Origin of the sequence: Pseudomonas fluorescens, from assembly GCF_002022275.1 — a bacterium.
Lineage (GTDB): Bacteria > Pseudomonadota > Gammaproteobacteria > Pseudomonadales > Pseudomonadaceae > Aquipseudomonas > Aquipseudomonas fluorescens_AJ.
The window spans coordinates 71,470-83,502 of record NZ_MSDF01000031.1 but is presented as its reverse complement, the minus strand read 5'-3'; the positions used below and the strand labels follow the sequence as shown (position 1 = coordinate 83,502).

General features: G+C 60.6%; 12 protein-coding genes. 9 read left to right on the top strand and 3 right to left on the bottom strand.

Translation table 11 applies throughout. The annotated features are described in order from the left end of the window. The first annotated feature begins 161 nt into the window (after window positions 1-161). From BFW87_RS22290 to BFW87_RS22275, 4 genes are all read left to right on the top strand, one after another. A complete protein-coding gene (locus BFW87_RS22290) occupies window positions 162-851 on the top strand; it encodes a GntR family transcriptional regulator (protein WP_078741870.1) in 690 nt (229 codons plus the stop codon). Window positions 852-873: 22 nt separating this feature from the next. After that, window positions 874-1,551 (top strand): DUF2848 domain-containing protein, encoded by a 678-nt coding sequence (locus BFW87_RS22285; protein ID WP_078741869.1) that lies wholly within the window; start codon window positions 874-876, stop codon window positions 1,549-1,551. A gap of 5 nt (window positions 1,552-1,556) precedes the next feature. Then, on the top strand, window positions 1,557-2,897 hold the full coding sequence (locus tag BFW87_RS22280; protein WP_078741868.1) for an amidase: 1,341 nt from the start codon (window positions 1,557-1,559) through the stop codon (window positions 2,895-2,897). Window positions 2,898-3,048: 151 nt separating this feature from the next. After that, on the top strand, window positions 3,049-4,374 hold the full coding sequence (locus BFW87_RS22275) for an MFS transporter (protein WP_078741867.1): 1,326 nt from the start codon (window positions 3,049-3,051) through the stop codon (window positions 4,372-4,374). 242 nt (window positions 4,375-4,616) lie between these two features. Here BFW87_RS22275 and BFW87_RS22270 read toward each other — a convergent pair whose 3' ends face one another. After that, on the bottom strand, window positions 4,617-5,180 hold the full coding sequence (locus tag BFW87_RS22270; RefSeq protein ID WP_078741866.1) for an RrF2 family transcriptional regulator: 564 nt from the start codon (window positions 5,178-5,180) through the stop codon (window positions 4,617-4,619). Window positions 5,181-5,417: 237 nt separating this feature from the next. Here BFW87_RS22270 and BFW87_RS22265 point away from each other — a divergent pair, with 237 nt between their 5' ends. After that, the gene (locus tag BFW87_RS22265) at window positions 5,418-6,620 is read left to right on the top strand and encodes an NAD(P)/FAD-dependent oxidoreductase (protein ID WP_078741865.1); all 1,203 of its coding nucleotides are present in this window, start codon (window positions 5,418-5,420) and stop codon (window positions 6,618-6,620) included. 37 nt (window positions 6,621-6,657) lie between these two features. Here BFW87_RS22265 and BFW87_RS22260 read toward each other — a convergent pair whose 3' ends face one another. Next, window positions 6,658-7,563 (bottom strand): LysR family transcriptional regulator, encoded by a 906-nt coding sequence (locus BFW87_RS22260; protein WP_078741864.1) that lies wholly within the window; start codon window positions 7,561-7,563, stop codon window positions 6,658-6,660. Window positions 7,564-7,668: 105 nt separating this feature from the next. On the opposite strand from BFW87_RS22260, the gene BFW87_RS22255 reads away from it, so the two are divergent. From BFW87_RS22255 to BFW87_RS22245, 3 genes are read left to right on the top strand one after another with little or no spacing between them, the layout of a single operon-like run. After that, window positions 7,669-8,070, top strand: coding sequence for a DoxX family protein (locus BFW87_RS22255; RefSeq protein ID WP_078741863.1), 402 nt, complete (start codon window positions 7,669-7,671; stop codon window positions 8,068-8,070). A gap of 34 nt (window positions 8,071-8,104) precedes the next feature. Beyond that, window positions 8,105-8,926 carry a dioxygenase family protein gene (locus BFW87_RS22250; RefSeq protein ID WP_078741862.1) on the top strand — a complete coding sequence of 274 codons (822 nt, stop codon included), beginning with the start codon at window positions 8,105-8,107 and terminating at the stop codon, window positions 8,924-8,926. After that, a complete protein-coding gene (locus BFW87_RS22245) occupies window positions 8,923-9,600 on the top strand; it encodes an alpha/beta hydrolase (RefSeq protein ID WP_078741861.1) in 678 nt (225 codons plus the stop codon). Before BFW87_RS22250 ends, BFW87_RS22245 begins: the two co-directional genes overlap by 4 nt. A gap of 89 nt (window positions 9,601-9,689) precedes the next feature. On the opposite strand, the gene BFW87_RS22240 is transcribed toward BFW87_RS22245, so the two are convergent. Beyond that, window positions 9,690-10,589 carry a LysR substrate-binding domain-containing protein gene (locus BFW87_RS22240; RefSeq protein ID WP_078741860.1) on the bottom strand — a complete coding sequence of 300 codons (900 nt, stop codon included), beginning with the start codon at window positions 10,587-10,589 and terminating at the stop codon, window positions 9,690-9,692. Between the two features lie 169 nt (window positions 10,590-10,758). On the opposite strand from BFW87_RS22240, the gene phnA reads away from it, so the two are divergent. Further along, on the top strand, window positions 10,759-11,982 hold the full coding sequence (phnA, locus tag BFW87_RS22235; protein WP_078741932.1) for a phosphonoacetate hydrolase: 1,224 nt from the start codon (window positions 10,759-10,761) through the stop codon (window positions 11,980-11,982). Window positions 11,983-12,033 lie beyond the last annotated feature (51 nt).

Below are 12,033 nucleotides of genomic sequence, written 5' to 3'. Positions count from 1 at the left end.
CAAAAGTAACAAGTAACACGGCTGCGCCTGTTGCACGCCAGCTTCGAACACTCACACATGCCTGGCCAGCCGTGGCTTCAAGCTGTTTTTCGAGGAAATGGCATACGCCTTGCTTTACTCTGAAAATCATCTGATATATCAGATGATTTTCAGGAGCCAATATGTCCCGACCCACCGATTTCTCCGGCAACCACTCCCCTTTGGCTGCCCCGACAAAAAGCGCAGCGCAACTGCGTGAGCTGGCCTATGCGCAAATCAAGCAGCGCATCATCAGCTGTGAGTTCCGCCCTGGCGATGCGATCAATGAGGCGCAACTGACTGCCGCGCTGGGCATTGGCCGAACCCCCATCCATCAGGCGCTGCACCGCCTGGAAGTGGAAGGCATGGTCACGATCATGCCGCGCAAGGGCGTGATGGTGACCGCCCTGTCACTCAACGACGTACTCGACATGATTGAAGTGCGCGTGAGCAACGAACAGCTGTGCGTCAAGCTCGCGGTTGAGCGCGCCAAGGACGCCGACATCCAGGCCATGCGCGACATCCTCGACCAAACCCCCGCCCTGTTGGCCAAGCACGACGTGGCCGGGCTGATGGCGCTGGACCTGCAGTTTCATATGTCGATTTCGGCCGCCGCCCACAACCGGGTCCTGGCCGATCTGCTGCGAAACCTGCACGAAAAACAGGCGCGCTTCTGGTACCTGACCCTGTCGGAAAACCACCACAGCGAACGCATCTACGACGAACACCTGCAAATCCTGCAAGCGGTGGAGCAGCGCGACGGCACAGCCGCCATTGCCGCGATCCATCACCACATTGACGATTTCCGCCGCGCCATCATGCGCACGCTTTGATCACTTACTGCGAGAGCACTTCATGACTCAAATGACTTTCCACGTCGTCGGCCAAGGCGATCACCAAGCCAGCATCAAACACTTGATCATCGCGGGCTGGGCCGGGCGTAACACCGAAGCGGTGGAACACCATATTGCCGAACTCGAAGCACTGGGCGTGCGCCGCCCGACCCAGGTGCCGTGCTTCTACCGCGTGTCGGCCAGCCTGTTGAATAACGCCGGGAGCATTCAGGTGCCGGGCAAGGACTCCTCCGGCGAGACCGAATTCGTGCTGATTCCCAGCGATCAGGGCCTGTTGATCGGCCTGGGCTCGGACCACACAGACCGCAAGGTCGAAAGCTATGACGTGACCGTCTCCAAGCAAATGTGCGACAAGCCCATCGCCCAAGAGGTGTGGCGTTACGCCGAAGTCCAGGCACATTGGGACCACTTGGTGATGCGCACCTGGCGCGTGCGCGACGGCGTGCGTGCGCTGTATCAGCAAGGGCCGGTGACGAACTTGCTGGCGCCGGAAGTCCTGCTGGGCAAACTCAACAGTGACGCCGCATTGCCTGCCGACACCGCGATGTTCTGCGGCACCCAATCGGTGATCGGCGAACTGGGTTATGGCGAAGCGTTTGAAATGGAATTGTTCGACCCGATCCTCAACCGCAGCCTGCGTCACCAGTATGGTGTCGAGCCGCTGCCCGTCGCCGAGTGAAGCCGATGACCACGATTGCAGCATTCGCCCAGGCACTTGCCGAGGGCCGCACCACCAGTGAAGCGTTGGTCCACGAGGCGTTGAAACGTATCGAAGCGCATCGTGCGGCAGGCGGCGTGGCCTATATCAGCGTCGACGCCGACGGCGCCTTGCAGGCTGCGCGGGCCAGCGATCTGGCGCGCGCGTGCGGCTATGTACCGTCGGCGCTGGCCGGCTTGCCTGTGTCCATCAAAGACCTGTTCGATGTCACCGGGCAGGTGACGGCGGCAGGCTCAAGGCTGCTCACCGATGCGCCGCCAGCCGCCCGCGATGCGGTGGTGGTCGAACGCCTGCGGGCTGCCGGCGCGATCTTGCTGGGCCGCACCAACATGAGCGAGTTTGCCTTTTCCGGGCTGGGGTTTAACCCCCATTACGGCACGCCACTCACGCCTCTCGCAGACGGGCGTGTCGCCGGCGGCTCCAGTTCCGGCGCCGCGGTGAGCGTGGCGCTGGGCATGGCGGTGGCCGGTTTGGGCACCGACACCGGCGGCTCAATCCGCATCCCTGCGGCCTTCTGCAACCTCACCGGTTTCAAACCCAGCGCCAGCCGCGTGCCGATGGCGGGCACTTTCCCTCTCGCCGAAAGCCTCGACTCCGTTGGCGCCCTGACCCACAGCGTGGCCGACTGCATCCTGCTGGACCAGATACTCAGCGGCGAGCGGCTTGAGACGCGCGCCGCGCCCTTGGCCGGGCTGCGTCTGGCGGTCACCCGCGATCTGGTGCTGGACCAACTGGATGCCACCGTGGCGGCCGCTTTCGAGCGCAGCCTGGACCTGCTCACCAAGGCCGGCGCGACGCTTCGCTGGTTCGACTTCCCCGAGCTGCACGAACTGCCGCGCATCAATGCCGCAGGCGGGCTGACCGCCGCCGAAGCCTGGCACGGCCATCGCCAGTGGCTGGAAAGCGACAGCAATGAAGCCTATGACCCGCGGGTTGCCCAGCGTATGCGCCGTGGTGCAGCCATCAGCGCCGCCGACTACCTGGACATCCAGGTTGAACGTCAACGCTTGATTGGCGTGGCGCGCGAACGCCTGGGTGATGCCGATGCCTGGCTACTGCCGAGTGTTGCGGTGGTGCCGCCAACGCTTGCCGACCTCGCCGACGACGCGGCGTTCTTCGCCATCAACGGCCTGGTGCTGCGCAATACCAGCGTGCTCAATTTTCTCGACGGCTGCGCCCTGAGCCTGCCGTGCCAGCGTGGCGACGAGTTGCCGGTTGGCCTGTCAATCGCCGGCCTGCATGGCCAGGACGCCCGCGTGCTGCAAGTGTCTCGCTCGATTGAGGCGCTGTTGCGAGAGAGCAGCTGACGCACGGCCGTTGAGCCCGAAGCAGGTCCGCCCTGCCCCGGGCTCAACGGTTTCCCCCTTGCAAAAAATCCACGGCGGCCGCCCGTGCGCCCGCACTCGCCTGCCAATCGGCTTGCGCAGTTCACTGCGCAATGAATTGACGAGACATTTTATGAACCCGAGCAACGCAACCTCACCGACACAACTGGACCACGCGCCGATGACCGACGAAGTGGCGATGGTGTATCGCAAGATCGCCTGGCGCTTGCTGCCGTTCCTGGTGTTTCTGTTTGTATTGGCCTGGATCGACCGGGTCAACGTCGGTTTCGCCAAACTGGCGATGCTGCAGGACCTGGGGTTCAGCGAGGCCGTGTATGGCTTGGGCGCCGGAATCTTCTTCATTGGTTACTTCTTTTTTGAAGTGCCAAGCAATCTGCTGCTGGAGAAAATCGGCGCACGGCGCACACTGGCCCGCATCACGATCATGTGGGGCCTGACGTCCATTGCCATGGCCTATGTCGAAAGCGCCTGGTCGTTCTACGTCTTGCGATTTCTGCTGGGCGCTTTCGAAGCAGGTTTCTTCCCGGGCGTGGTGCTGTACCTGACCTACTGGTTCCCCGCCGCGCAACGCGCCAAGATCAACGGCATGTTCATGACCTCCTTTGCCATTGCCGGTGTGGTGGGCGGCCCGTTGGCCGGGTTTATCATGAGCCACATGGTCGGCGTCGGCAGCCTGGCCAATTGGCAATGGCTGTTTATTCTCGAAGGCATTCCCTCGGTGATCGCAGGCTTTTTCGTGCTGCGCTACCTGCCGGAAAAACCCGCCAATGCCAAATGGTTGAGCCCGGCGCAACGCACGATGGTCAGCGACACAATCGCCCGCGAAAACCAGGCACCCGGCAAACACAGCGACCTGCGCGCGTTGATTCGCTTTCCCAAACTATGGCTGTGTGCACTGGTGTATTTCTGCCTGGTGAGCGGTAACGCCACCATTGCGTTCTGGACCCCGTCAGTCATCAAGGCGCTGGGCGTGGATGACACCATGCGCATCGGCCTGCTGTCGTCGATCCCGTTCATATTGGGCACCGCGGCGATGCTGTGGAACGGCTATCACTCCGACAAAACTGCCGAGCGCCGCGTGCATTGCGCCATGGCCGCGCTGCTCGCCGGGCTGGGGCTGATTGGCACAGGCTTGTTCATCGGCAACGCCGTCCTCGCCTTGATCGCCCTGACCATCGCGGCCATGGGCATACTCGCCGCGTTCCCGGTGTTCTGGTCGATTCCCGGCGCCTTCCTCGCCGGCACCGCCGCAGCCGGGGGCATCGCCTTGATCAACTGCATCGGCAACCTGGCCGGGTTTGTGGCGCCTTACATGATCGGCTGGCTCAAAACCCTGACCGGCAGCCTGGCCGCCGGCCTCTATCTGGTCGCCGCTTTTGAAATACTCGCGGGCGTGTTGCTGCTGGTGGTGTTCAAAGGGATCCGGGTGAGCAAATAGCGGCAGAAGGCTTACCCTTTGACTCGGGGCACGGAGCGCGTTGCAGCAAGCCCGTTGATCATGGCTGGGTGAAAAGGGCGTTGATAGGCACTGCCGTTCAAGGTCACTTTTTTGATGCGCCGCGCACGGGTCAATACCCTGACAAACTAAAAAGCCACTCGTTTGAGTGGCTTTATTTGTTGTGCGGGTTATCGGGTGATGTAGCTTGCTGGTCATCGACAAAACTGTCTGTGTGTACGAAATCATTCCGTAATATCAGTGACCGCAATAGTCTGATCGTCCGGAGCCTGCGCACTGCCCTTTTTCTCCCGGCGATCGTTGATCCATCCGCCAACCTGCGCCGCAAAATCAGCCGGCGATTTGCGCCCGACCTTTCGGGCCAGATCAAGAATGGTCTGTTGGGCGAGCGCGTCTTCCATGCGTTTCTGCGCGGTCATCATGGCCGCGTGAACCGAGCAATGGCCGTCCAGCGCCCAGGCCGGCGGCGCACCGTCGAACAGGGCGCAGCGTCCGCGAATCTCGCGGCAATTGAAGATGAGCTTCTGGCCGTCAATCGCGTTGACGATATCGAGCAGGCTGATTTCATCAGACGGCCTCGACAGCTTGAAGCCCCCGCGCACGCCTTCGGTTGCCACCACCAGTTTGGCCTTGGCCAGCTTGGTGAAAATCTTCCCGAGGTAATCCAGGGGCACGCCTTGCAGTTCTGCCAGGTCACGCACGCTGGCCTCTCGGCTTTCGCCGCCATCGCCCACCAGGAAAATCAGGCAATGGATGCCGTATTCAACGCCTGCGCTGTAAAGAGACATGCCAATCTCCGACTTAATTAGTCGCACAAACTAACAGAAAATGATGAGGCAAGCCAGTTTCGCCGACGAGGTTTCGCTAGCGTCCAAGCCCCGCCATTTTGTGGATATAACGCCATTCCACAAGGCTTTTACTGATCATTCCCGATCGCTGCGCCCGTCCCGTCACAAAAAATAACCTTGCACTGATCAACTACGACAAATATAGTCGCCGTTATCACCTCACCCCAAGGTAAACAAATGAAACAGCACATTCTGATTATTGGCGCGGGTTTCGGCGGCCTGTGGACGGCGCTGAGCGCAACGCGCCTGTTCAATATTCATGACCGCAACGATATCGACGTGACGGTAGTGGCCCCGCAGCCCGAGCTGCGTATCCGCCCGCGCTTTTACGAGCCCGACGCCCATCAACTGTTCGCGCCGATTGGAGCGCTGTTCGACGCAGTAGGCGTGACCTTCATCAAGGGCGCCGCAGAGACCATCGACGTCGAACAAAAAAACGTCGCCTATCTCGATGCCTCCGGTAACCGTCAGGTGCTCAACTACGACAAGCTGGTTTTGGCCACCGGTAGCCGGCTCGCGTTGCCTGGCACGCCCGGCGTGGCGCAGCACGCTTTCGATGTCGACCAGATTGAGCACGCTGTACGCCTGGAGAATCACCTCAAATCCCTGGCGGACCGGCCGCAGAGCAAAGGCCGTAACACGGTGGTGGTGGCCGGCGGCGGTTTCACCGGCATTGAAACGGCGACCGAAATGCCAGCACGCCTGCGCGCTATCCTGGGCGAGAACGCGGACATCGACGTGATCATCGTGGACCGCAGCGAAAAAATCGGGGCGTCGATGGGCGCCGAAATCGGTCAGTCGATCGCCGAGGCCAGCGAAGAACTGGGCGTGCAATGGCAGTTGAAATCATCGGTGGTCGCCGTCGATGAACAGGGTGTCACCCTGGATAATGGTCAGCATATCGAAGCCAGCACCGTGATCTGGACCACCGGCGTGCGCGCCAGCTCGCTGACCGAACAGATCCCCGGTGAGCGCGATGCGCTCGGCCGCCTGCATGTGGATGCGAACCTGAAAGTCATCGGCCAAGCCGATATCTTCGCCACCGGCGACGTGGCTTACGCCGCCACCGATGCACTGGGCAACCATGCCCTGATGACCTGCCAGCACGCCATCGTGCTGGGCCGTCACGCCGGTAACAATGTGGCCGCGCAGATTCTGGGGGTGGCGCCGACCGCCTACAGCCAGCCCAAATACGTGACTTGCCTGGACCTGGGCGGCTGGGGCGCGGTGTACACCGAAGGTTGGGATCGCCAGGTCAAGCTGACCCGCCAGGACGGCAAATCGCTCAAGACCCAGATCAACACAGTGTGGATCTACCCGCCGGCCGCCAACCGCGAGGCGGCGTGGGCGGCAGCAGATCCACTGATCCCGATTGCCTGACAGGCCTTTAACGCGAGTGGCCGGTACCCATCCCGGCTCACTCAACGGCCTCCCAATCGACCTCGGCAAATTGCTCCACCAGAAAGTTGATCAACGCCCTCACCTTGGGCGCCAGATGTTTACGCGTTGGGTACACCGCATAAATGCCCAGCTCGACGGACTGATAGCCGGGGAGTAACTCCACCAAAGCACCGCGCCGAATGTCCTCGCCCACCATAAAGCTGGGCTGCAGCAGAATGCCGCCTCCGGCCAAGGCAATCGCACGGCAGGTGTCACCATTGTTGCAGCGAATGCTGGCGCGGGTGGTCACGACATGCTCACGGCCATGACCGGTGAAGTGCCATTCGTTTCCGCTGGAAAAGTTGCTGTACGCCACCACGCGATGGTCCGCCAGGTCCTTGGGCTCACTCAGTGGCGGGTGTTGTGCGATGTAAGCAGGTGAAGCACACAAGCGCATGCGCGTACTCGCGATGCGCCTGCCGACCAGTGACGAGCTTTCCAGCCGGGCAATCCGCACCGCGACGTCATACCCCTCCTCCACCAGGTCGACCAGCCGGTCGTTCAAGCTGATATCCAGTTCGACTTTCGGATGCTGGGCGAGAAACGCCGACCACAGCGGCGCCAGGTGCAGCACGCCAAAACTGACCGGCGCATTGACCCGCAACACCCCCACCGGCTCACTCGCGCCCGACGACACCGCCAACTCCGCCTGCGCCATCAAACCGAGCACTTCGCGGGCGTGTTGATGAAACAGGCGCCCTTCTTCCGTCAATGAAAGACGCCGGGTTGTACGTTGCAACAAACGCACGCCGAGACGCTCCTCCAGCGCGTTGACATGCCTTGAAACAGCGGCCTTGGACATCTCCAGAAACTCGACCGCGCCAATAAAGCTGCCCTTTTCCACCACCGCGCAGAACACCTGCATTTCCAGGGCACGATCCATAACCATCTCACTAATCGGAACAATTAGTCTGATTACAGCATATTTATCCCATCAGCCGAATCATTAAACTACAGCGTTCCACCTCGCTAATAATGGATCGTCATCATGACAACCACTCGAACCCAGCCTTACGCCGCCCTCGTGCTTCGCTTGATTCTGGGCGCCATGTTTCTCGCTCACGGCTTGACCAAACTCCTGGTGTTTACCCCCGCCGGTACCGCCGGTTTTTTTCAATCGGTCGGTTTTCCAGGCTTTCTTGCATACCCGGTAATCGCGTTCGAAATCACTGCCGGCGTGTTACTGCTGCTGGGCGTTTATGCGCGCTGGGTCGCAGGCCTGGCCGCGGTGCAACTGCTGGTCGCGTCCACCGTGCACTTTGCCAACGGTTGGAGCTTCACCAATGCCAACGGCGGTTGGGAATACCCGGTGTTTCTGGCCTTCACCGCACTGGCGCTGGCCTTGCTCGACGATGGCGCGTGGGCACTCAAGCGCTCGGCTCAAGCCTGACCCACCACGCTGAAATTACCTGACGAGGCCACTCATGCACGCACCCCTTCCCGCCCTTTTTGTCTCCCATGGGGCACCGACGTTTGCGCTCGACCCGGGGCTGGCTGGCGCACGATTGGGTCAACTGGGCAGACAACTGCCCAAACCCAAGGCCATCGTTGTGGTTTCGGCACACTGGATGACGAACCGTGCAGTCAGCATTACCGCGGGGGCTGCACCGGAAACCATCCATGACTTCGGTGGTTTTCCTGCGCAGCTGTACGAGCTGGCCTACCCGGCGCCCGGGCTGCCAGCGTTGGCCAACCGCATCGCAATGCTGCTGGAGCAGAACAACTGGCCCACCCGCCTGGATGCCGGCCGCGGCCTGGACCACGGTGCCTGGATGCCTTTACTGCACCTCTACCCTCAAGCGGACATACCGGTGATACAGGTGTCGATGCCGATCTGGATGACCACAAAAGATGCCTTGCATTTGGGTCGGGCGTTGGCGCCATTGAGGCAGGAAGGCGTGCTGATCATTGGCTCCGGCAGCCTGACTCACAATCTGTATGAGTTCGGCTCGGTGGGCGTTAACACAGACTATGTGCAGCAGTTTTGTGACTGGACAACCCGGCGCTTGGAGGAACGCAATACACAGGCGCTCCTGGCTTACAGAGCACACGCGCCTGAGGCCGTGCGCGCTCACCCGAGCGAAGAGCATTTTTTCCCGCTTTTCGTAGCGTTAGGCGCTGCCGGCGATGCTTACGAGATGACATTGATCGAGGGCGGTGTGACCTACGGCGTGTTGTCGATGGACAACTACCTCTTCAATTCCAGTGCCCTCCCTCCCACGACTGCGCCGAGAATAACGACATGACTTCAAGCATCGAACTGCCGGCACTCCACACAGACCACACAACAGGCCTGCACTATCGCCTGCGCCCGGCTCACGCCACGCCCCGCGCCCGCCTTGTATTGCTGCACGGCGTGGGCGGCAACGAAGCCAACCTGGTGGGGCTAATCAACCACCTGCCCCAAGACCTGGAGCTGCTCTTCGTGCGCGCCCCTTTGCAGATGGGGCTACAGAGCTATGCATGGTTTCAGGTCAGCTTCACGAGCGACGGCCCACGAATCAACGAGCCCCAGGCCGAAGCCAGTCGGCAACTGCTCATACAGTTCGTGCATCACCAGGCGCCTCTGCCGACCCTCATCGCGGGCTTTAGCCAAGGCGGCATCATGAGTGCCAGTGTAGCGCTGAGCGCGCCAAAAGCAGTGGCAGGATTCGGCCTGCTCAGCGGGCGAATCCTGCCTGAATTGAAACCCGCTATTGCGACCCGGGATGAGCTTCAGCATCTGTCCGCGTTTGTTGCTCATGGGCGAAACGATGAGAAGCTGCCTGTGGCCTGGGCCGAGCGTTCCAGGGAAATATTGAGTGCCTTGGGCGTGTCTTGCCGGTATCAGGTGTACGACATGGCCCATGAAATTATCGAAGCGCAAATAGGCGATTTTGTCAGTTGGGTGGAAGACACGCTGCAGAATAACGCGCGGTAGTGGCCTCGGGTTCAAGGCCGTGAGGCCACAGGCGCCAAGACTTTAGACGACGCGGGATGCCCCGGCCGAATCGAAATACACAGAGCCCCTCACCGAGCCCCCTCACCCGCCACACTCAATGATTGCAGCCATTCGACAAACGCCCTTAGGTGGATGGGCTTGTCGGCGTCAAGCGGAACCAATGCATAGTAAGTTGAGCCAAGTGAGCGTATTGCGGGAAAAGCCTTCTGCAAACGCCCGGCGGTGCATTCTTCTTCAAGCGTAGGAAAGGGGCCGATGGCGAAACCAAGCCCATCCACGGCGGCCTGCAACGTCACAAAAAAATGGTCGAAGCGCAACGCTCGATTTGCGCGAAGCGTCGGGCAGTCGGCGCTCTCCAACCAGCTTTCCCAATCACCTGGCCGGGTTTCGGTGGTCAGCCAGGTCTGCGCCGCCAGTTGCTCGATCGTCTGAACGCCGGTGCGGGCAATCAGGGCCGGGCTCGCGATGACCGTATTCGACTCGCGAAACAAGTGTATGGCCTGAAACTGGCCACCGTGCGGTATGGCGCGACGTATCGCAACATCGAAACTTCCGGTGAACTCGGGTTGCGTCGAAAGAACGGACGAAACCCGTACATCCACCCCCGGGCAAATCTCGGCGAATAGCGGCAGCCGGGGGATCAGCCAGCGCATCGCCACCGTGGCGGAGGCACTAACCCGAATGACTTTGAGTTGCTGGTTCTTGCCGTAACGTTCGGCCGCGTCCGCGATGTGATCGAACGCCGCACTGATTTCCCGCGCGAGCCCTCGGGCATGGGCAGACGCCACCATGCTCTGTCCGTCCCGCACGAACAGCGGCTGGCCAAGCCAGTCCTCCAGGGCGGCAATTTGACGACTCACGGCGCCATGAGTCAGGTTCAGCTCCCGAGCGGCCGCCGAATAGCTGCCGGCACGGGCGGCCACTTCAAAAATACGCAACGCGTGCAGCGGTGGAAGTCTTTGTCTCATGTGTGAGCCCTGCGCACAGGTATCGCGACTTTTATTCGATTGTGTGAGGTAGGCACCCAGAATACGGTGAGTTGTCGGTTTTAGAAACCGATTACCCATTTTGCTGGTGACGAACCCCTCACATTCGAGCGCTCGCTGAATGCTCAACAACCTGAGAGAAGGCCTGCCCATGACTCAACTTATCAACGTGAATTCCCGCGCCTATCGCCTGCCCTCGACACCGACGATTGTTATCTGTGTGGACGGCTGTGAGCAGGAATACATCAATCAAGCTATTCAAGCCGGACATGCGCCATTTCTCGCCGAGCTTATCGGCTTCGGCACAATATTGACCGGTGACTGCGTGGTGCCGTCCTTCACCAACCCGAACAATCTGTCTATCGTTACCGGCGCACCACCTTCCGTGCACGGTATCTGCGGCAACTTCTTCTTTGATCAGGACGCGCAAGAAGAGGTCTTGATGAACGACCCCAAGTACCTCCGCGCCCCGACCATTCTTGCCGAAATGGCCAAGGCGGGTCAGTTGGTTGCAGTGGTGACCGCCAAGGACAAACTCCGCAGCCTGCTGGGGCATCAACTGAAAGGCATCTGCTTTTCGGCCGAAAAAGCCGATCAGGTCAACCTCGAAGAACACGGTGTCGAGAACCTTGTGGAACGCGTTGGCATGCCCGTGCCTTCCGTCTATAGCGCGCAGCTGTCGGAGTTCGTATTTGCTGCCGGGCTCTCTTTGCTGACAAATGAGCGCCCGGACTTCATGTACCTCTCCACGACCGACTACATTCAGCACAAGCACGCGCCGGGCACACCGCAGGCCAATGAGTTCTACGCCATGATGGACAGTTATTTCCGGCGTTATCACGAGGCAGGAGCAATCGTGGCGATTACCGCGGATCACGGCATGAACGCCAAGACCGACGCGGTGGGCCGCCCCAATATCTTGTTCTTGCAAGACCTGATGGACGCCCGCTATGGCGCGCAACACGCACGCGTCCTGCTGCCGATTACCGACCCTTACGTCGTGCATCACGGTGCATTGGGCTCTTATGCGACCGTGTATCTGAATGACACCGCCCAGCAATGCGACGTCATGGAATTTCTTGCCGGCATCGCGGGTATCGAGGCCGTTCTGACACGTACACAAGCCAGCCAGCGCTTCGAGTTGCCTGAAGATCGGATTGGCGATCTGGTTGTGCTTGGAGAGCGCTTGACGGTATTGGGAACGTCTGCCAGCAAACACGACTTGTCCGGACTGACCGTGCCCTTGCGTTCCCACGGTGGCGTGTCTGAGCAAAAAGTGCCGCTGATGTTCAACCGCAAACTGGTCGGCATGGATAATCCGGGGCGCCTGCGCAACTTCGACATTATCGATATCGCACTCAACCATCTCGCCTGATCCGAAAACGCCATAGCGCAGCGAAGACTGCGCCCCCCTCGCTTAATCCAA

Bases quoted from the DNA above. Each gene is read 5' to 3' on its own strand.
- BFW87_RS22290 (WP_078741870.1), top strand. From the start codon at position 162: ATGTCCCGACCCACCGATTTCTCCGGCAACCACTCCCCTTTGGCTGCC.
- BFW87_RS22285 (WP_078741869.1), top strand. From the start codon at position 874: ATGACTCAAATGACTTTCCACGTCGTCGGCCAAGGCGATCACCAAGCC.
- BFW87_RS22280 (WP_078741868.1), top strand. From the start codon at position 1,557: ATGACCACGATTGCAGCATTCGCCCAGGCACTTGCCGAGGGCCGCACC.
- BFW87_RS22275 (WP_078741867.1), top strand. From the start codon at position 3,049: ATGAACCCGAGCAACGCAACCTCACCGACACAACTGGACCACGCGCCG.
- BFW87_RS22270 (WP_078741866.1), bottom strand. From the start codon at position 5,180: ATGTCTCTTTACAGCGCAGGCGTTGAATACGGCATCCATTGCCTGATT.
- BFW87_RS22265 (WP_078741865.1), top strand. From the start codon at position 5,418: ATGAAACAGCACATTCTGATTATTGGCGCGGGTTTCGGCGGCCTGTGG.
- BFW87_RS22260 (WP_078741864.1), bottom strand. From the start codon at position 7,563: ATGGATCGTGCCCTGGAAATGCAGGTGTTCTGCGCGGTGGTGGAAAAG.
- BFW87_RS22255 (WP_078741863.1), top strand. From the start codon at position 7,669: ATGACAACCACTCGAACCCAGCCTTACGCCGCCCTCGTGCTTCGCTTG.
- BFW87_RS22250 (WP_078741862.1), top strand. From the start codon at position 8,105: ATGCACGCACCCCTTCCCGCCCTTTTTGTCTCCCATGGGGCACCGACG.
- BFW87_RS22245 (WP_078741861.1), top strand. From the start codon at position 8,923: ATGACTTCAAGCATCGAACTGCCGGCACTCCACACAGACCACACAACA.
- BFW87_RS22240 (WP_078741860.1), bottom strand. From the start codon at position 10,589: ATGAGACAAAGACTTCCACCGCTGCACGCGTTGCGTATTTTTGAAGTG.
- phnA (WP_078741932.1), top strand. From the start codon at position 10,759: ATGACTCAACTTATCAACGTGAATTCCCGCGCCTATCGCCTGCCCTCG.